Source organism: Sulfurimonas iocasae (assembly GCF_047716755.1).
Taxonomy (GTDB): Bacteria; Campylobacterota; Campylobacteria; order Campylobacterales; family Sulfurimonadaceae; genus Sulfurimonas.
In genome coordinates, this window is the sequence record NZ_CP180409.1 from 1,395,391 (window position 1) to 1,414,032 (window position 18,642).

The 18,642-nt window shown below is 35.5% G+C and carries 19 protein-coding genes, 1 tRNA gene and 1 other RNA gene; 19 read left to right on the forward strand and 2 right to left on the reverse strand.

Annotation, left to right across the window (positions count from 1 at the left end; translation table 11 throughout):
* Nucleotides 1-119: 119 nt before the first annotated feature.
* The 12 genes from ACLHDE_RS06950 to ACLHDE_RS07005 all read left to right on the forward strand — a co-directional run bounded on the left by ACLHDE_RS06950 (nt 120) and on the right by ACLHDE_RS07005 (nt 12,562).
* Nucleotides 120-1,067: a malate dehydrogenase gene (locus tag ACLHDE_RS06950; protein ID WP_415398475.1), complete on the forward strand. Its 948-nt coding sequence runs from the start codon at nt 120-122 to the stop codon at nt 1,065-1,067.
* 200 nt (nt 1,068-1,267) lie between these two features.
* Nucleotides 1,268-2,926: a 4Fe-4S dicluster domain-containing protein gene (locus ACLHDE_RS06955; protein ID WP_415398476.1), complete on the forward strand. Its 1,659-nt coding sequence runs from the start codon at nt 1,268-1,270 to the stop codon at nt 2,924-2,926.
* An 18-nt stretch (nt 2,927-2,944) separates the two neighbouring features.
* Nucleotides 2,945-4,882 (forward strand): FAD-binding protein, encoded by a 1,938-nt coding sequence (locus tag ACLHDE_RS06960; protein WP_415398477.1) that lies wholly within the window; start codon nt 2,945-2,947, stop codon nt 4,880-4,882.
* 24 nt (nt 4,883-4,906) lie between these two features.
* Nucleotides 4,907-5,851 carry a malate dehydrogenase gene (locus ACLHDE_RS06965; RefSeq protein WP_415398478.1) on the forward strand — a complete coding sequence of 315 codons (945 nt, stop codon included), beginning with the start codon at nt 4,907-4,909 and terminating at the stop codon, nt 5,849-5,851.
* A 164-nt stretch (nt 5,852-6,015) separates the two neighbouring features.
* The gene (locus tag ACLHDE_RS06970; RefSeq protein ID WP_415398479.1) at nt 6,016-6,867 is read left to right on the forward strand and encodes a fumarate hydratase; all 852 of its coding nucleotides are present in this window, start codon (nt 6,016-6,018) and stop codon (nt 6,865-6,867) included.
* A 9-nt stretch (nt 6,868-6,876) separates the two neighbouring features.
* On the forward strand, nt 6,877-7,434 hold the full coding sequence (locus ACLHDE_RS06975; protein WP_415398480.1) for a Fe-S-containing hydro-lyase: 558 nt from the start codon (nt 6,877-6,879) through the stop codon (nt 7,432-7,434).
* Nucleotides 7,435-7,460: 26 nt separating this feature from the next.
* The gene (sucC, locus tag ACLHDE_RS06980) at nt 7,461-8,633 is read left to right on the forward strand and encodes an ADP-forming succinate--CoA ligase subunit beta (RefSeq protein WP_415398481.1); all 1,173 of its coding nucleotides are present in this window, start codon (nt 7,461-7,463) and stop codon (nt 8,631-8,633) included.
* A complete protein-coding gene (sucD, locus tag ACLHDE_RS06985) occupies nt 8,633-9,505 on the forward strand; it encodes a succinate--CoA ligase subunit alpha (protein ID WP_415398482.1) in 873 nt (290 codons plus the stop codon). Before sucC ends, sucD begins: the two co-directional genes overlap by 1 nt.
* Nucleotides 9,506-9,658: 153 nt before the next feature.
* Entirely contained in the window at nt 9,659-10,006 is a 348-nt protein-coding gene (locus ACLHDE_RS06990; RefSeq protein WP_415398483.1) for a 4Fe-4S dicluster domain-containing protein, read from the forward strand.
* Complete coding sequence (locus ACLHDE_RS06995) at nt 10,006-11,139, forward strand: 2-oxoglutarate synthase subunit alpha (protein WP_415398484.1); 1,134 nt, start codon at nt 10,006-10,008, stop codon at nt 11,137-11,139. The genes ACLHDE_RS06990 and ACLHDE_RS06995 overlap by 1 nt, the downstream gene beginning before the upstream one ends.
* Nucleotide 11,140: 1 nt before the next feature.
* Complete coding sequence (locus ACLHDE_RS07000; protein WP_415398485.1) at nt 11,141-11,998, forward strand: 2-oxoglutarate ferredoxin oxidoreductase subunit beta; 858 nt, start codon at nt 11,141-11,143, stop codon at nt 11,996-11,998.
* Nucleotides 11,999-12,007: 9 nt separating this feature from the next.
* Nucleotides 12,008-12,562, forward strand: coding sequence for a 2-oxoacid:acceptor oxidoreductase family protein (locus ACLHDE_RS07005; RefSeq protein ID WP_415398486.1), 555 nt, complete (start codon nt 12,008-12,010; stop codon nt 12,560-12,562).
* 71 nt (nt 12,563-12,633) lie between these two features.
* Here ACLHDE_RS07005 and ACLHDE_RS07010 read toward each other — a convergent pair whose 3' ends face one another.
* Nucleotides 12,634-13,251 (reverse strand): TetR/AcrR family transcriptional regulator, encoded by a 618-nt coding sequence (locus ACLHDE_RS07010; protein ID WP_415398487.1) that lies wholly within the window; start codon nt 13,249-13,251, stop codon nt 12,634-12,636.
* Between the two features lie 175 nt (nt 13,252-13,426).
* On the opposite strand from ACLHDE_RS07010, the gene rnpB reads away from it, so the two are divergent.
* The 5 genes from rnpB to ACLHDE_RS07035 all read left to right on the forward strand — a co-directional run bounded on the left by rnpB (nt 13,427) and on the right by ACLHDE_RS07035 (nt 15,899).
* Nucleotides 13,427-13,752: RNase P RNA component class A (rnpB, locus tag ACLHDE_RS07015), an RNA gene on the forward strand.
* 255 nt (nt 13,753-14,007) lie between these two features.
* Nucleotides 14,008-14,805 carry a glucosaminidase domain-containing protein gene (locus tag ACLHDE_RS07020; protein WP_415398488.1) on the forward strand — a complete coding sequence of 266 codons (798 nt, stop codon included), beginning with the start codon at nt 14,008-14,010 and terminating at the stop codon, nt 14,803-14,805.
* A complete protein-coding gene (locus ACLHDE_RS07025) occupies nt 14,802-15,014 on the forward strand; it encodes a hypothetical protein (protein ID WP_415398489.1) in 213 nt (70 codons plus the stop codon). The genes ACLHDE_RS07020 and ACLHDE_RS07025 overlap by 4 nt, the downstream gene beginning before the upstream one ends.
* 170 nt (nt 15,015-15,184) lie before the next feature.
* Nucleotides 15,185-15,730: a response regulator transcription factor gene (locus ACLHDE_RS07030; RefSeq protein WP_415398490.1), complete on the forward strand. Its 546-nt coding sequence runs from the start codon at nt 15,185-15,187 to the stop codon at nt 15,728-15,730.
* A gap of 94 nt (nt 15,731-15,824) precedes the next feature.
* A tRNA-Glu gene (locus ACLHDE_RS07035) sits at nt 15,825-15,899 on the forward strand.
* 282 nt (nt 15,900-16,181) lie between these two features.
* Here the strand turns inward: ACLHDE_RS07035 and ACLHDE_RS07040 are convergent.
* Nucleotides 16,182-16,547, reverse strand: coding sequence for a hypothetical protein (locus tag ACLHDE_RS07040; protein WP_415398491.1), 366 nt, complete (start codon nt 16,545-16,547; stop codon nt 16,182-16,184).
* Nucleotides 16,548-16,889: 342 nt separating this feature from the next.
* Between ACLHDE_RS07040 and ACLHDE_RS07045 the strand changes: the two genes are divergently transcribed.
* Nucleotides 16,890-17,423: a sugar-phosphate nucleotidyltransferase gene (locus tag ACLHDE_RS07045; RefSeq protein ID WP_415398492.1), complete on the forward strand. Its 534-nt coding sequence runs from the start codon at nt 16,890-16,892 to the stop codon at nt 17,421-17,423.
* 631 nt (nt 17,424-18,054) lie between these two features.
* Entirely contained in the window at nt 18,055-18,357 is a 303-nt protein-coding gene (locus ACLHDE_RS07050; protein WP_415398493.1) for a hypothetical protein, read from the forward strand.
* Nucleotides 18,358-18,642: the final 285 nt, after the last annotated feature.

The following is an 18,642-nucleotide window of genomic DNA, read 5'->3' on the forward strand; positions in this document are numbered from 1 at the left end:
AGTCTTAATAAGAGAGTTGATAATACAACTCTCTTATAGCAAACATTTAAAGATTAAAGATATAATGCAATCTTTAATTGTTTACTATTAAAATTAATAAAATATCAAAAAGGGGTATTATGAGAGGAAAAAGAGTAGGAATTGTAGGCGTAGGAAACGTCGGTTCATCAGTAGCATATTCTTTAGCTATGAGCGGCTCTTGCCATGAAGTTATTTTAAGAGCAAACGATGTCGATAAAGCAAGAGGGAAGGCTTTAGATTTATCTCAAGCTGCTCAAGCTGCAAGAAAACACACTGTTATTTCAGTTGCAGAGACTTTAGAAGATGTAAGAGATTGTGATGTTGTTGTAATGACAGCAGGTAGTCCAAGGCTCCCTGGTATGAGTAGAGATGATTTACTTCTTAAAAATGCTTCCATCATGAGAGATGTTATGAGTGTAATAAAAATTTCATCACCAAATGCTGTTATTATTCCTGTGTCAAATCCACTTGATGTTATGGTCTATGTTGCACTAAAAGAGACTGGTTGGGATAGAAGTAGAGTTATTGGAATGGCAGGTATCTTAGATAGCGCTAGAATGGCTCACTTTGTATATGAAAAACTAGGTTATGGAGCAGGGCAGATTAGATGTTCTGTTATGGGTGGCCATGGAGATGACATGGTTCCACTTCCAAGATTTTCAACCGTTGCCGGTGTTCCTTTGACTGATCTTTTAACTTGGGATGAGATAACCGAGATTGTTGAGAAGACTAAAAAAGGTGGAGCTGAGATAGTTGGACTACTAAAAGATGGTAGTGCTTATTATGCACCTGCAAAATCAACTGCGCTTATGGTTGAAGCGGTTCTTACGGATACGAAACAGATCTATCCATGTGCTGTTATGCTTGATGGTGAATATGGACATACTAATGTTGTAAGTGGTGTTCCAGTTATGATTGGTGCTCGTGGTGTTGAAAAAGTTATAGAAGCTAATTTAAATGATGATCAAGATAGAAAATTTGCTAAATCAGTAAAAAGCGTTAAAGAGCTTATTGACGCACTATATGCGAATAATTTTTATGAATAACAATACATAGAGTTACTTACAGTAGCTCTATCCCACAGATAGCTTCTCTTAATATTTGTTTCATAACGTATCATTATGTAACAATGTAAAACCTATTTTATTTAAGCTTAACACTCAAACTTAAATTTAACTTTCTGACTATTACCTTATGATATTATTTAAGGTAATCTTTAAAATTAATCTAATTTATGGAGTGTTAAATGGATCATATTTCAACTGATATACTTATTGTTGGTGGTGGACCAGCTGGTCTTTCAACAGCAATAGCTTTAGCAGACAAACTAAAGCAAAAAGGTGTAATCAAGAAGATAATGCTTATAGAAAAAGGCAGTTCAATTGGTTCACACATACTATCTGGTGCAATTATCAGGCCACAAGTATTTCAGCATCTTCTAACAACGGGTGAGTTTGATGGTATTCCATTTGATTCAAAAGTTACAGATGATGAAGTGACAAAATTAAATAATGATGGAAGTGAATTTGTACTTCCTTTTCATCCGCCATATATGTCAAATAAAGGTAACTACTCCGCATCTTTAGGACAAATCTGTAAATACCTAGCTACTTTAGCCGAGAGTAGAGGTGTAGAAATATATACTGGTTTTTCAGTTGATTCTGTCATATATGACAGCGATAACAAAGTTATTGGTGTCAAAACAAAAGATACAGGTGTTGATCACAAGGGCATAAAACAAAAGAATTTTCAAGAAGGTACTACTGTAGAAGCAAAAATAACTGTTTTTGCTGAAGGCACTAGAGGTTCGGCAGTAAAAACTGTAATAGAAAAGTTAAACCTAGATGCTGGTAAGAATCCTCAGATTTATTCTTTGGGAGTAAAAGAGATATGGAAAGTTCCAGAGGGTAATATAGAAGCTGGAGCAATTAAGCATACTTTTGGATATCCATTAAAAGATAAAGAAGAGTTTGGCGGCGGTTTTATCTACGGGATGACTGATAATAGGGTTGCTGTTGGACTTGTTGTTGGTCTTGATTACCAAGACCCATCTTTTGATGTTCATGAAGCTATGCAAATTTACAAAACTCATCCATACGTTTCAAAAATTCTTAAAGGTGGTTCACCAATTGAAGCTGGTGCAAAGACACTACCTGAAGGTGGTTGGAACTCTATACCAAAATATTATGCTGACAATATGATGATTGTCGGTGATAGCGCAAGCTTTTTAAACACTGCAAGATTGAAGGGTATTCATTTAGCTGTTAGGTCTGGAATCTGTGCTGCAACCGCAGCAGTTGAGGCTTTAGTCAATAATGATACAAGTAAAAAGTCATTATCCAGATATGAAGAGTTGGTAAATAGTAGTTCGATATATAAAGAGTTGTATCCAACTAGAAATATGAGAGCAGTTATGCAAGATGGAATGATTCTAGGTGGAATCAAAATGGGTCTTCAGCTTGTTACCGGTGGTGCATGCCTGATGGTTCCAAAAGTTGAAGCCGATTATCTTGCAACTAAAAAGATTAAAGAGTTCGCTGGAGAACCTTTTAGAAGTAGATTTACTGATAAATTAGAAAAGAATAAAGAGCTTACTTTAGACAAAGTTACAACTGTTTATTATTCAAAAGCTATGCATGATGAAATACAGCCCGTTCATTTAGTTGTAAATAATGATGAGCAGTTTCAGACATCAAACATTAACGAGTATGGTTTATCGGAAGCTTCTATGTGTCCTGCTGAAGTTTATGAACTGCATATTGATAAAAAGAGTGGTGATAAATCACTTAGAATTCATGCCCAAAACTGTGTTCACTGCAAAACTTGCGATATTAAATCACCAAACAGTGGAATTACTTGGACTACACCTTATGGCGGCGACGGTCCAGATTATAATATGATGTAAAGCAAGGAGAAATATAAAATGTCTTTAACGATAATTAGTTTAATGAAACAAGTTCCCTTGCCTTCTGAAATGAGAATGGGTGATGATGGTTTAATGGATAGAACAAAAGCAAAGTCTATTATCAATATAGATTGTGGATTTGCCTTAGAAGCTGGACTTCAAATGAAACATGATTATCCAGATGCTAAACTTATAGTCTGTTCAATGGGACCACCATCTTTTGAAGTCTCTTTAAAAAAAGCTATCTCTATGGGATATGATGAAGCATATCTTCTAAGTGACAGAAAATTGGGTGGATCAGATACCTACGCTACAGGTTTAGCACTTTCGACTATGCTTAAGCATCTTGGATTTGCAAAAGGTCTGAATGAAGATTTTATAGTTGTGGCAGGTCGTCAGACAAGTGATGGTGATACTGCTCATGTTCCATCTCAAGTGGCTGAAAACTTATCAATACCACAAGCTACATTTATAGAAGTTGCGACTCTAAAAGATAGACACATAGAGGCAAAAAGAATAATAGAGGGCGGATATCAGATTATGAGATTGCCACTTCCGTGTGCACTCTCTTTTACTCCTACTGGTATTTCACCTAGAAGACCCTCGCTAAGCGGTACTGTGAAGGCAAGAAATACAGATATTAAAGTCTTTAGTATTGATGATATTAACTTGAGTGATGAAAAGATTGGCCTTAGTGGATCTCCTACTATTGTAGCAAAAGTAACAAATATTAAAAGTGAACGTGCAGCCATTAAAATGAGCGTAGGTAATAATGAAGCAGAGTTAGTACAAAGCCTGATAGAGAATCTGAAATCAGGGAAAAACACTATTGAAGAAAAAGAGAAAAAAGAGACTAAGCAGAAACAAAGACCTGAGGGTTTCGTAGATGTAGACTTTAGAAATGGTGCTTCTGGAATCTTAACTTGGGCAGAAGTGGTAAATGGAAAAATTTCAAGACCTTCTTTGGAACTTTTAACTCCAGCAGCAAAGCTGGCATCTGACCTTGGAGGAAATACTAAAGTTATAACTCTACTTATTGGTAATAAAGTTGGTGATTTAGCCAAAGAATTAATATCTTGTGGCAGTGATGAAGTAATAGTTGTGGACGATGAAAGACTAGAAGAATACAGAATCCTACCATTTGCATCAATTTTTGCACAAGTGATTAAAGATAAAAATCCAGAAATTGCTCTTTTTGCTGCAACAACTGCAGGTCGTGAATTAGCCCCTAGAATTGGAGTAAAGACTCATGGTGGCGTTACTGCAGATTGTACAGCCTTAGAAATTGGAGAGCATATTGATAGAAAGAAAAAAACAGTATTTGCTCCTATTCTTGAATCAAGAAGACCAACTTATGGCGAGTCAAAACTTGCAACAATTTTAGGATTTGTTTGCCCTCAAATCTCAACTGCGCGTGCAGGTACATTTGAAGTTCCAACACCAAATGCTAATAGAAAAGGGAGCATATCTACTTTTTCTCCAGTTTTAGTAGATGATGATTTTGTAACAGAGATTATTGAGACGGTAAGAGGTGAGGGTGGATTACAAAACCTGTTTGAAGCTGATATAATCATAACCGGTGGCAGAGGTACTCTAAGTGATAATATGAATTTGGTTAAAGATTTAGTAAATGCATTGAATGCGCAAGGAATAAATGCAGAGTGGGCAGTTAGCCGTCCTGTTGTAGATGAGGGATTATCAGAGTACGCTAGACAGATTGGACAAACAGGTAAAACAGTAAGACCAAAGGTTTATGTAGCAATTGGTGTAAGTGGTGCTGTTCAGCACATAGCTGGAATAAAAGAATCAGAGACTATTATTGTAATTAATCACAATGCAAAAGAGACAATTTTTCATAATGCTGATTTTGGTATCGTTGGTGAATATGAAGATGTCTTACCTGAGTTAATAGAAAAAGTAAATGCAGGATTTACCTTTGGAATTGAAGTTAAATAAAAAATAAAAAATAAAGGATATTGTATGGTAGGTAGAAAAGTAGGTATTGTGGGAGCTGGATTTGTTGGTGCAACAGCTGCGTATAGTTTGACTATGACAGGAAGATGTCACGAGGTTGTGCTTTATGATATAAATAGTGATCTTGCAATAGGAAAAGCTATGGATATAGGACAATCTACTAGTTATTCACCAAGAGGTACAATTGTAAATGCTGCTCTAGATGCTAGTGATTTAAAGGATTGTGATATTGTTGTTATAACAGCAGGTGTTCCACGTAAAGGTGACATGACAAGAGCGGATTTGTTAATGATAAATGCTAAAATCATGAAAGATGTTGTTAATAATGTTATGAAATATTCTCCGAATGCAATCATACTTTGTGTATCTAATCCACTTGATATAATGACTTATGTAGCTCATAAAATGACAGGTTGGGATAGAAGACGAATTATTGGTATGGCTGGAGCCTTAGATGGAGCAAGAATGGCGTATCAAATCCATAAAAAAGTTGGATATGGTTCAGGGCAGACTAGGGCGATGCTTATTGGTGATCACGGTCAAAATATGATTCCTCTACCTGAGATTTCAGCAATTGGTGGAGTTCCCCTAGATCAGATTGTTACAAAAAGGGACATGGAAGATATTATTGCTAGAACAAAAGATGGTGGAGCTGAGATAGTGAAGCATCTTGGTACTTCTGCATACTATGCTCCAGGTCGTGCAATAGCTGTTATGGTTGAAGCTATGATGGATGATAGTCAAATAGTTATGCCATCTTCAGTAATGCTTGATGGTGAATATGGATACAAGGATGTATGCGTGGGTGTTCCTGTTGTTCTAGGTAGTAATGGAGTAGAAAAAATAATTGAGTTAGATTTAGATGAGCAGACAAAAGCTAAGTTTAAAATATCAGTTGACTCAATTAAAGAGGGAATCGACATTTTGAAGGAAAAAGATTTTTTTGTGTAGAATCTACACCTTTTGAGCTAAATTAAAAATAATACATGTGTATAATCTACACACTTTTTCATATGTTTAAAAATAAATATAGATAATATACAGTATTATAAAAAGCGTGCTAAACTATGTTTCAAATATATTTAGTCTGAATATTTAACTAAGAGGAATTACGGATGCGTGAAATAGCGTACGAAGAAATAGTAAAAAATGTTAGAGATATAATCGTATATTCTGCTTCGAATTTACCAGAAGATGCTTTAAATGCCATGAAAGAGGCTTACAAGAATGAAAAAAGTCCTGTAAGTAAAGAGGTTTTAAAACAACTTTTAGAAAATGCTGACATTGCAAGCAGTGAAGCTCGCCCTCTATGTCAAGATACTGGATTAGCTGTTTTCTTTGTAAAGATTGGTGCTGATGTTAAAGTTGTTGGTGGTCTATTAAAAGATGCTATTAACGAAGGTACAGAAAAAGGTTATATTGAGGGTTATTTAAGAGCTTCAACTTGTCATCCTTTTACTCGTGCTAACAATAAAGACACTATTGGTTACAACTTACCGGCAATCATTCACCTTGATATAGTTGAAGGTGATAAGATAGATATAGAATACGCTGCTAAAGGTGGCGGTAGTGAGAATGTATCTCGCGCAAGAGTTTTTCCACCTGCAGCTGGAAAGCAGGGTGTAATTGACTATGTAAGAGAGTGTATCTCAGATGCCGGTCCAAATCCTTGTCCTCCACTTACGGTTGGTGTTGGAATTGGTGGAACATTTGAAAAAGCAGTAATTAGCTCTAAGCATGCGTTATTTCGTAACATAGGTTCTGTAAATGAAGATCCGGAAATGGCTGAGTTGGAAGATACTATTAAACTAGAACTTAATAAACTAGGAATCGGTACTATGGGTATGGGTGGAACAGAGACTGTTTTAGCTGTACATATTGAATCAAACCCGTGTCACATTGCTTCTTTACCTGTTTCGGTAAATGTACAATGTCATAGTTCACGTCATACACACATCACTATATAAAGGAAAACTATGAGTAAAACATATCATTTAACAACTCCACTAAGTGATGAAACTGTTTCAGAGTTACACAGTGGTGATATTGTGTATTTGAGTGGTATTATTTATACTGCAAGAGATGCAGCACACAAAAGATTGGTTGATTTACTTGATGAAGGTAAAGAACTTCCTTTTGATGTTAAAGGTGCTGTAATATATTTCGTTGGTCCAACACCACCTAAACCAGGTGACCCTATTGGAAGTGCAGGTCCAACTACATCTTACCGTATGGACTCTTATTCTCCGAGGCTTATTGCAGAGGGCTTAAAAGGAATGATAGGTAAGGGTAAAAGAAATAAAGATGTTACAGATGCTTGCGAAAAACACAAGGCTGTATATTTTGGTGCTACTGGTGGAGCCGGTGCACTTTTGGGTAAACAGATTAAGAGTGCAGAAGTTATCGCTTATGAGGAGCTAGGTCCCGAAGCAGTTAGAAAACTAGAAGTAGTTGACTTTCCTGTAACTGTAATTAATGATACTCATGGTGCTGATTTATACAAAATAGGTCGTGCACAATATGAAGTTAAATAGCTTCCATTTTAAAATAAGGAGAATAAATGAATATACATGAATATCAAGCAAAACAAATTTTTGCTAAATACAATATACCAACACCTAAAGGTATAATGGTTGAGAGTGTAAAAGCTGCTGTTACAGCTGCAGAGGAGTTAGGTGGTCCTATTTGGGTTGTTAAAGCTCAAATACATGCTGGTGGTCGTGGTTTAGGCGGTGGTGTTAAGCTAGCTAAATCAATTGATGAAGTAGAGGAGTTAGCTAATGAAATTCTTGGTATGACTTTGGTTACTCATCAAACTACTGCTGAAGGTAAGTTAGTTCAAAAACTTTATATTGAAGATGGTGCAGATATCAAAGATGAGTTATATCTTTCTGTTGTTCTTGATAGAAAATCTGAAATGCCTCTAATTATGGCATCTACAGAGGGTGGTATGGATATTGAAACTGTTGCTGAAAATACTCCAGAAAAAATTATCACTATTCCTGTTGATCCAGCTATTGGTTTTCAAGGTTTTCATGGTCGTCAACTTGCATTTGGTTTAGGTATTACTGATAAGATTGAGCAAAAGAATATCATTAAGTTTGCAGAAAAACTTTACAGACTTTATATGGAAAATGATGCAGAGATGATTGAAATCAATCCTCTTGTTAAAACTGCTAAAGGTGTATTCCTCGCTCTTGATGCGAAGATGGGATTTGATAATTCTGCTCTTGGAAGACAACCTGAAATCACTGCAATGAGAGATTTAACAGAAGAAGATGCTGATGAAGTAGAAGCTGCTAAATATGGTCTTTCTTATGTTGCTCTTGATGGTGAAATTGGTTGTATGGTAAATGGTGCCGGTCTTGCGATGGGTACTATGGATACAATTAACTATATGGGTGGAACTCCGGCTAACTTTTTAGATGTTGGCGGTAGTGCAAATGCTGAGACTGTTGCAAAAGGTTTTGAAATTATTCTTAAAAATCCTAAAGTTAAGGCTATTTTTGTCAATATTTTTGGTGGAATTGTTCGTTGTGACCGTATAGCTAATGGAATTTTAGAAGCTACTAAACTTACAGATGTTAACGTGCCGGTTATTGTTCGTCTTGATGGAACAAATGCTCCAGAGGCTGCTGAGATACTTAAAAATGCGAATATTCCAAACATTATTGTTGGTAATGATCTAGGTGATGGTGCTGCTAAGGCTGTTGCTGCTGCGAAAGGAAACTAATGTCAATTCTAGTAAATAAAGATACAAAAGTAATCGTTCAAGGTTTTACGGGTAAAGAGGGCACTTTTCATGCTGAACAATGTTTAGCATATGGTACTAAAATAGTAGGCGGTGTTACACCGAATAAAGGTGGTCAAGAGCATCTTGGTAAACCAGTTTTTAATACAGTCTTAGAAGCTGTAGAAACTACAGGTGCTACAGTTTCTATGATTTTTGTTCCACCTGCATTTGTTGGTGACGCTGTAATGGAAGCTGCTGAAGCAGGAATTAAACTTGCAGTAATTATTACTGAAGGTGCTCCAGTTAAAGATATGCAAGCTGCTAAGGCTCATGCAACTAAGCATGGTATGATGACTATCGGGCCGAATTGTCCTGGTATTATCACAGCTGAAGAGTGTAAGATTGGTATCATGCCAGGTTCAATTTTCAAAAAAGGTAATGTTGGCCTAATTTCAAAATCAGGTACATTAACTTATGAAGGTGCAAATCAAGTATGTAATGAAGGTTTCGGAATTACAACAGCTGTTGGTATTGGTGGAGACCCAATTATTGGTCTTTCATATTTGCAAATCTTACCAATGTTTGAAGCAGATCCAGAGACTGAGGCAATCGTTATGATTGGTGAAATTGGTGGAGATCTTGAGATTCAAGCTGCAAAACTAATTAAAGAACAAATCACTAAACCAGTTGTTGCTTTTATCGCTGGTCAAACTGCGCCTAAAGGTAAAACAATGGGTCATGCAGGTGCTATAGTTAGTGGTAGTGCAGGTACTGCAAAAGAGAAAATGGAAGCACTTGAAGCTGCTGGCGTAAAAGTTGTAGTTTCTCCTGCAGAAATTGGTAAGGCGATTGCAGAGGTTTTAGGTAAGTAATTTAACTCTTGTGTGAGCCTCGTAATGTAACAAAAAGCTATATTACGAAGCGCTACGAGCACAATTTAGATTTAAATTATAAAAACTTAGCTACTCTTTGTTTATAAAGAGTAAAGTACAAATTTTATTTGTACTTTAATAATAGGAGAATAAATGGGAACTTTTAAAACTGAAAACCCGGGCAACCAACCTGTATGGGTAAATACTAGTAACTGTAAAGCATGTGATATTTGTGTTTCAGTATGTCCATCAGGTGTACTTGGTATGAAATATGAGTCTACATCAACACTAGGTGCGATGATTTCAATCGACAACCCTGAGTCATGTATAGGATGTAATGAGTGTGAACTTACATGTCCTGATTTCGCTATTTATGTAGCAGATAAGCAAGAATATAAAGCGGCTGGATTTAGCTTTGCAAAACTTACTGATGAAGCTAAAGAACGCCAAGCAGCAATAATTGCAAACAATTATATGTCACTAAACCAAGGAGCTAAATAATGGCAACTAGAGAAGTAATATCTACAGGAAATGAATTAGCTGCTATTGCAGCTGTTGATGCAGGCTGTATGTTTTTTGGTGGTTATCCATTAACACCATCAAGTGAAGTAATGCACGTTATTTCTGACCTTTTACCAAAAAAAGGCGGAGTAGCAATACAAATGGAAGATGAAATCGGTGGTATCTGTGCTGTTATTGGTGCAGCTATGGTTGGTCAGCGTGCATTAACTGCGACTTCAGGTCCTGGTATGTCACTTAAAGCTGAACAACTAGGTCTTGCTCAAATGGCAGAAGTACCTTTAGTTTGTGTAAATGTTATGCGTGGTGGTCCATCAACTGGTCTTCCAACTCGTGTATCTCAAGGTGATATCCTTCAGTCTAAAAACCCATCACATGGTGATTATAAATCAATCACATTATGTGCAGGTTCATTAGCTGAGTGTTACACTGAAGTTGTAAGAGCATTCAATATTGCAGATAGATTTATGCAACCGGTTATTGTTTTACTAGATGAGACTATTGGTCATATGCATGGTAAAGCTGATCTTCCAACTGTTGAAGAAGTTGAAGCTGGAATAGTTCCAAGAAAAAGATTTGATGGTCCGGCTGAAGAGTATTTTCCATATGAGTGTGAGCATGATCAGCCAGCAGTTCTTAACCCTATGTATGAAGGTTATAGATATCACTTTACTGGTCTTCACCACGATAAAAATGGTTATCCTACTGAAGAGATTGAAACTTGTAGAAAACTAATCCAAAGATTAGAAGACAAAGTTGCATTACATGAAGATGAAGTTGAGTCTTATGAAGAGTTTATGATGGATGATGCTGAAGTAATGATTGTTGCTTACGGTTCTGTATCACTTGCTGCTAAAGAGTCAATTAGACACTTGAGAAAAGAGGGTATTAAAGCTGGTTTATTTAGACCAATTACTATCTGGCCTTCTCCAGCAGCAAAAATCAAAGAGCATACTGATAAAATTGAAAAAGTTTTAGTTGTTGAGTTAAACATTGGTCAATACCATGGTGAGATTCAAAGAGCAGCTGCGAGACTTGACATAGAAGGTCTTTTCAAAGTAAATGGTAGACCAATATCTCCATATGAGATTGTAAATAAAGTAAAGGAGTTATAAGATGGCATTTAATTATGATAAATATTTAAGACTTGAAAAAATGCCAACACTATGGTGTTGGGGTTGTGGTGATGGTGTTATTCTTAAAGCGTTCGTAAGAGCAATTGAAAAGATGGGTGTAAACCAAGACGACGTATGTGTAGTTTCTGGAATCGGTTGTTCTGGAAGATTTTCATCATATGTTGATTTCAATACAGTTCATACAACTCACGGTAGAACTATTGCTTATGCAACTGGTATTAAATTAGCAAAACCAGATAAAATGGTTATATGTGTTGCTGGTGACGGTGATGCACTAGCTATTGGTGGTAATCACACTATTCACGGTTGTAGAAGAAACATAGATATGACTATGATTATTATCAATAACTTTATCTATGGTTTAACTAACTCGCAAACTTCTCCAACTACACCAAAAGGTATGTGGACAGTTTCTCAAAAAGCTGGTAATATCGATCCAACTTTTGATACTTGTGACTTAGCAATCGCTGCTGGAGCTTCTTTTGTTGCTCGTGAAAGCATGCTTGATCCTAAAAAGTTAGAAAAAATGCTTATTAAAGCAATGGAGCACAAAGGTTTCTCTATGGCGGAAGTACTTTCTAACTGTCATATTAACCTTGGTAGAAAAAACAAAATGGTTTCTGCTATGGAAAACCTAGAGTGGATTGATAGTATTACTGCTCCAAAGAAGAAATACGATGCAATGACACCTGAAGAGCAACTTAACATACTTCCTACTGGTATCTTAAAGCAAGATTTAGAAGCTGATGAGTATTGTGACATGTATGCTGAGATTCAAAAAGTACATCAGGGTGAAAGAAAAGTAATCACTCAAGATGACTTCGCTAAAAAAATATAAGGAGACACAATGAGTAAAACATTAATGAGATTTACAGGTGTTGGTGGACAAGGTGTACTTCTTGCTGGTGAGATTTTTGCAGCTGCAAAAATTAAAACTGGTGGTCATGGGCTAAAAACTGCAACATATACATCACAAGTACGTGGTGGACCTACTGTTGTTGATATCCAACTTGATGATGAAGAAATTTACTATCCATATGCAAATGATGGTGAAATTGGTTTTATGCTTTCAGTTGCTGACGTTTCTTACAATTCATTTAAAAATGGTGTTCAAAAGGGCGGAACAATCGTTGTTGATCCAAACTTAGTTCATCCTACTGATGAAGATAGAAAAATGTGGAATATTCATGAGATTCCAATTATTACAATTGCTAAGGAAGAGGTTGGTAATGTAATTACTCAATCTGTTGTAGCACTTGCAATTGCAAACACTATGATGAATGCTATCGATAAAGATACTCTTATCGCTACAATGCTTTCAAAGGTGCCTGCTAAAGTTCACGATGTTAATAAAAAAGCATATGAGCTTGGTGAAAAATATGCTAAAGAAGCTATGGCTTAATTAGTTATTTTAAAGGATAACCTTTAATGGGTTGTCCTTTTTTTAAAGTCTATCTTTAATATTAATTAGTATTAAATTCTAATGCTTTCCCAAAAGAATTCCACATGCTTTTCAAACTGAGTAGAAATAGCAGTTGTTGAATCATTGTCAAACCTCATTAGTGTAACTTGAAGTCTCATATAGAATAGGGTGGATAGAAACTCATAAGATATCATCATAGGATCTTGTGAACGTATAAGTGAGTTCTGCATCATTATAAAGAAGGCCTCTGAGAGCATCTTTACATTTTTATCGTGAAATTCACTCATAAACTGCTCTCTAAGCTCTTTGTTGGCAAAAAGCTCTATCATGAGTAGTCTAAACATATTCTCATTGCTTTTATCAAATGTTAGAAGCTTGTACTGCATTGTAAAGTTTTGTAAAAAAGCTTTTCCTTTCATTGCTGATTCTTTTATGTCAGGTTCATTTTTAGAGAAGGGTGAGCTAAAAATACCCTTTGCTACTTCTAAAAATATCTCCTCTTTACTTTTGTAGTGATTGTATATTGCGCTCTCTCTAATTCCTACTTCTTTGGCTATTTTTCTAACGCTTGTACCTTTATACCCTAGCTCAGAGAATAGGGTAGTTGATACCTTTAGTATCTTTTGCTTTGTTCCAGTTCTTTTGTGGGGAGTCGTGTTTTCGGACATTTCAAGCCTTTTTATTTTAGTGAACGTATGTTAACTTTAATAGTAGTATATATGAACAATCGTTAATATAAGCTTATATCGATAAGAACATTTGTTCATATTAATCTATCATTTAATGAACGAATGTTCTTGTGTTAAAAAAACTGATTTAAAGGAACTTTTTTGTACTATTTCACAGGTACAGCAGATAGTGACTTGTTTAATCGCAAGAGGAAAGTCCGAGCTGCTATAAGACAGTGTTCCATTTAACTAATGGCCGTAGCAATACGAGGGAAAGTGCAACAGAGAGTAGACTGCCACAGCAATGTGGTAACGGTGAAAGGGTGGAGTAAGAGCCCACCAGTCTTTATGGCAACATAGAGAGCTTGTAAACCCAACATGGCAGCAAGAAACAGATGGTCAGCGTCTTATAATGCTACTGTTTCGCTAGAGATACTATGTAAATAGTAAAGTAGATTAATGCTATCAAGACAAAACTCGGCTTATAGCTGTACCTAATTCTTCCAATGTTCTATTTTAATACCATACAATTAACATTAATTTTATACTAAATAATATTAACTGCTTTTTTAATATTTATGTGTAATATACATTTGAGTTTTTATTTATAACTAATTTAAATAGTGTATAATTTTATTTATATAGAATATAAATCGTCTACTTATACTAATTAATATTAATATGGAATAAAAATGAAAAAAACAAATGCTATAGTAAAGTGGAGTAGAGATTGATGCTTTCAAGAGAATTTACATTATGTTAATCAATACAACAGCTAAAAGAGTAATGTTTATGTTTATGTTTATGTTAATACTTAGCAGTTCTTCACTTTTTGCAAATGAGTTTAGTTTTAGAAAATACAATCATGTTAAGAAGTTTTATGAAGCAAACAGTATGGAGGCTATTAAAGTAGCCAACAAATACAAACTTCCTCCAGCTGCACTGCTAGCCATTGCAGGATTAGAATCTGGATATGGAAGAGGATATGTTGCACAAATTACAGGAAACATTCTCAGTTTAGGAGCTTTTAAAAATGATAAAGAACTTCCTGGATTGTATCTACCCTACTCTAAATCAGAGAAAAAGGTTATTTTTGATCCAAATGAAATTAAAAAACACACTAAATCTGATTTAGTTTGGAAAAAGAGACCAAAAAGCTTAAAAAGAGACTATAGACCTGCCCCATACGCAGGAACAACAAAAAAACTTGAACTTCTTACTTATGATAAAAATCTTAAACATAGCTCACGTATGGCATGCTACAATGATTTTGCTACTAGATGGATAATAAATACTTCCAAAGTAAAGGCTTTTAAAGAAGCTAGAATTTGGCTTGATAAGCTAGTAGATAAGCATGGTAAGAAAATTCTTTTTACTAAAGAGGTTAATATGGAGTTTATATCAAAGATAGGTGGACATCCACGTTCTTTTAACTATAGAGAAGCTTGGCCAAAAAAAGCTAAGTTAATTATGAAAAAAGTTGGATTAATAAGACTTACAAATGATATACAATTTAAAGCTATGAACTTTGATAGCGCATGGAGAAGTATATGAACTCAACAAAAGAACAACTAATAGAAGATATTCAAAATCTTCTAAATTCATATAATAATGAAAATACAACATCAATTAATCCTGACTTATTAGAGTTTATGGATGAAAAAACATTAATAAGCATCATAGATTCTCTTTTAAATCAAAAGGAAGAATCTAAGGAACCAGATAGCGAATGGCTTGAAAAGTTCAAAAAATATGATATTTAGTTAGCTGTTATATAGAAATTTAATATTTTACAACAATTATAAAACCCCCCTATAAACCCCTGGTTTACTAACTTTCACTCTTTTTTTGTTTTTTTTAAACTAAAAAGATACTTTATTTGTTACCGAAATATCTGTATAATGATTTAAATATTTAACACAAAGGAATTAATATGGCAAATATTGATTTAGTTCAGTTAACTGGACAGACAAAAAAGTTGACGGCTATGATAGTTGAAGACGAAAAAGTAACAAATGAGCTTTTGAGCTCCACCTTTAAAAACTTCTTTTCTGATGTTTACTCTTGCTTCGATGGTGATGAAGCACTAAAAACATATGACAGAGTTTCGCCAGACGTTGTTTTTGTTGATATAGTTATGGCTGGTATGGACGGTATTGAATTATCTCGTAGAATTCGTGAAATAAATCCTACTCAAATTATTATTGTTATTTCTGCAAGTAATGACATTGAAAAAATTTCTGAATCTATTGAAGTTGGTGTAAATAGTTTTATTCAAAAACCTATTGATACTAAAAAAATTATTGAGCTTTTAACTAGTGTTACTGCTATGATTTCTAAAAAAAGAAAAATTGAGACTAAAACTTTCTCTATCTCTCTTCCTTTAGATCTTTATGATTTAGTAAATGACAATGCAAAAGCTGAAAGCATTTCTAAAAATGCTGTTATTATTAGAGCTCTTAGAGATTTCTACGAATAATTTACAATAAGTTTTACAGAGTTTCGATATTTTAAGGATTTATTAAGACATGTATCTATATAATTTCGGCTCAGTTAAACAAGCTGTTCGAAGTGGCCCCGTCGTCTAGCGGTTAGGATCCATGGTTTTCATCCATGTTACAGGAGTTCAATTCTCCTCGGGGTCACCAACTTTCAAGCCTATATTAGGCACTCTCCAGCTTTAAGTTTTCATTGGGTCACTCTTTGGGTCATCTTTTCACTTACAAATCATCTAAATAAACCATATAATATACACATCAATAACCAATATACTAAACATGATAGAACTACCCTATTCTCTTGTATTTCCACATGCCAACAATAGCCATAATCTCCAACATTATAATTCTTACAGTCTTACTCTTATATGAAATACTTCCACTGCATCACTGTAGCTTTTGCAAGCGATAGAACCAAGTAAATCTACTTCTTTATGACACCCTCCTCTTCTCATGATAAAGTTCAGTAATAGATACAGCACTCGACAAGTCAAACCACTCATAAGCCTCTTCATACTGCTCAAATCTATAGTCATTTATATAATCCACAAGTGCGTTTGGAGTGATGTTTTGTTCTAACATCTGTTTAGCTGCATCTGTCCAGTTACCGTTACGAACAGAGTCAAGTATGTCATCTTCTACACTTTCATACACTCTAGAATCATAATACTCAATCAAATCTATAACTTCATCAGCATCAACACTTTCTCTGTCTTCTAAAACTAGGTTGAACTTGTCAGCTAGTGCCAACAACTCCACATCATCCATTTGGTTAATCTCATTTCTGTATAAGCTCATCTTTTACCCTTTCTCAATATTTCGTAAATGTTGGCGGTCATAGACCGAAACGCTCTCATCTCTTCACACATTTCTTTTGGCTGAAAACCTTTTGAATACCGACTGCTGGCACTGCTACTCTTTATAATAAACTGGACTGTAGTTCATTTTAGTATCAAGATAGTGGTGTATGCTCTAAGGGTTCACAAGTTTTCTGACATCAAGAATATCAATAAAAGAAACGCTAGTTGCCACTGCTTAGATGATAGTAACGATAGTTGCCACCATGTGAAGAGTAATGTCTAGCAAGTGCTATTTAGATATAATTAATATATATTAATATCAATTATAAGGACAGTCCACATGCCAAGCATAGATAACAGAAACTTGTTTACAGATGGTAGGCATGTAGGCTCTGATGAGGCTTATACTCCATCATACGGCGTTAAACCTATAATTAAGTATATTCCATCACATGCCGTAGTATGGTGCCCATTTGATACGTCAGAGAGTGAGTTTGTAAAACAGATAAGTAAGACCAACAAAGTGATCTATAGCCACATAGATGATGACAAAGATTTCTTTACTTATGAACCACATGAGCATTGGGATATGATAATATCCAACCCGCCTTTTAAAAACAAAAGAGAGTTCTTCCAAAGAGCTCTAAGCTTCAACAAACCATTTGCACTTCTTATGACTGTTGCATGGCTCAACGATGCAGCACCTAAAGAACTCTTCAAAGATGTAGATTTGCAACTACTTATGTTTAACAAAAGAATGAAGTTCGCCAACCCAGACAACCGCATAAACAACAAAGTAACCTTCAGCAGTGCCTACTACTGCAACAACATCCTACCTAAGCAAATAGTTATGGAAGAGCTAGATGTTTGCTAAAACATCTCTATATAATCAATAAATGTTCACTCAGTGAACCACCATGGAGAGAAGCGACCAACAAGAGCCTAGAGGCGACTGAACGTGTAACATAAACTAAAGAGCTGTGCTTTGATGGTTAACATAGCTCTGTGTTCTTTTAAGTGAAACGGCAACTTAGGGCTGAGGCACGAAGACATAATTTGTAAAAGAATATGGAGTTATGTCTAAAACTTTCTTAATTCACCGCTGTGAATGTACGGAGGTCATTAGAGTTTAATTTTAAGTGGATTTTCACTTAAACTTGAACTGTACTGAGCTATCTCATTCACGGCTGTAGGTGAAGTAATAAAGTGTCCAAAGCTATACCACTTGTTTGAGCGGAGCGAGTTTTAAGGCTAATGCCGTTTGAATGTATCATCGTGCTGAAGTGAAGAATGAACGGCGCTCTGACAACACTTGCATGTACCAACTACCAACACAACTACACAACCAAGAAGAGCCAGACCAGTGTCAACGATAACAATTGAGCAGGGAGATGGACAGAGGGAATGCGATAGGTTAGGAAGTAACCACAGAGTGCCGAACACAATCCTCAATCTCCAGATGGAAGGTGTTCGGCACGAAGTCCATAGCAGACCTGAGGCTGCTATTGGGTCAAGCGAGACCTAAGGCTCGTGCGAAGCGAAGCGGAGGCTCTAACGCAGTGAGACCGTGGCTCACGCAGTTATTCTGGAACATGACCTTGGCATGTGGAACTACACAAAGATTCTTGGCATGTGGAAATACACAAAGATTCTTGGCATGTGGAAATACACAAAGATTCTTGGCATGTGGAAATACACAAAGATTCTTGGCATGTGGAAATATCTTGGCATGTGTAAGCAGTAAAGAAATAATTACTCACACATCATTTCATCTGAATAAGACCTTGCTTATGAAGTCGCAGTGCTGACCTTGGCAGCATGTAGGTATGAGAGACCCACTTGTTTGGCTCTTGCTTTATAATTAGTTTATACTCTGCTAGATTGATGTGGAGGGGGTGGTCTTTATGTGTATGGAAAGTTGAATGGCTACTAACCCTATACTGAAATTTTAAAATTTACAATAGAATTTGGTGAAATACTGGCATGTGGAAATGAAATATGGATACTGTTATTAGTGCTATCTAGATGTGTAATCAGATGGAAGTACCGTTGTTATTAAAGCTATGAGGGTATATTTAGTTTAGATAATAGTG

Excerpts from the sequence above, each read along its gene's own strand:
- ACLHDE_RS06950 (WP_415398475.1), top strand. The coding sequence starts at position 120 with ATGAGAGGAAAAAGAGTAGGAATTGTAGGCGTAGGAAACGTCGGTTCA.
- ACLHDE_RS06955 (WP_415398476.1), top strand. The coding sequence starts at position 1,268 with ATGGATCATATTTCAACTGATATACTTATTGTTGGTGGTGGACCAGCT.
- ACLHDE_RS06960 (WP_415398477.1), top strand. The coding sequence starts at position 2,945 with ATGTCTTTAACGATAATTAGTTTAATGAAACAAGTTCCCTTGCCTTCT.
- ACLHDE_RS06965 (WP_415398478.1), top strand. The coding sequence starts at position 4,907 with ATGGTAGGTAGAAAAGTAGGTATTGTGGGAGCTGGATTTGTTGGTGCA.
- ACLHDE_RS06970 (WP_415398479.1), top strand. The coding sequence starts at position 6,016 with ATGCGTGAAATAGCGTACGAAGAAATAGTAAAAAATGTTAGAGATATA.
- ACLHDE_RS06975 (WP_415398480.1), top strand. The coding sequence starts at position 6,877 with ATGAGTAAAACATATCATTTAACAACTCCACTAAGTGATGAAACTGTT.
- sucC (WP_415398481.1), top strand. The coding sequence starts at position 7,461 with ATGAATATACATGAATATCAAGCAAAACAAATTTTTGCTAAATACAAT.
- sucD (WP_415398482.1), top strand. The coding sequence starts at position 8,633 with ATGTCAATTCTAGTAAATAAAGATACAAAAGTAATCGTTCAAGGTTTT.
- ACLHDE_RS06990 (WP_415398483.1), top strand. The coding sequence starts at position 9,659 with ATGGGAACTTTTAAAACTGAAAACCCGGGCAACCAACCTGTATGGGTA.
- ACLHDE_RS06995 (WP_415398484.1), top strand. The coding sequence starts at position 10,006 with ATGGCAACTAGAGAAGTAATATCTACAGGAAATGAATTAGCTGCTATT.
- ACLHDE_RS07000 (WP_415398485.1), top strand. The coding sequence starts at position 11,141 with ATGGCATTTAATTATGATAAATATTTAAGACTTGAAAAAATGCCAACA.
- ACLHDE_RS07005 (WP_415398486.1), top strand. The coding sequence starts at position 12,008 with ATGAGTAAAACATTAATGAGATTTACAGGTGTTGGTGGACAAGGTGTA.
- ACLHDE_RS07010 (WP_415398487.1), bottom strand. The coding sequence starts at position 13,251 with ATGTCCGAAAACACGACTCCCCACAAAAGAACTGGAACAAAGCAAAAG.
- ACLHDE_RS07020 (WP_415398488.1), top strand. The coding sequence starts at position 14,008 with ATGTTAATCAATACAACAGCTAAAAGAGTAATGTTTATGTTTATGTTT.
- ACLHDE_RS07025 (WP_415398489.1), top strand. The coding sequence starts at position 14,802 with ATGAACTCAACAAAAGAACAACTAATAGAAGATATTCAAAATCTTCTA.
- ACLHDE_RS07030 (WP_415398490.1), top strand. The coding sequence starts at position 15,185 with ATGGCAAATATTGATTTAGTTCAGTTAACTGGACAGACAAAAAAGTTG.
- ACLHDE_RS07040 (WP_415398491.1), bottom strand. The coding sequence starts at position 16,547 with ATGAGCTTATACAGAAATGAGATTAACCAAATGGATGATGTGGAGTTG.
- ACLHDE_RS07045 (WP_415398492.1), top strand. The coding sequence starts at position 16,890 with ATGCCAAGCATAGATAACAGAAACTTGTTTACAGATGGTAGGCATGTA.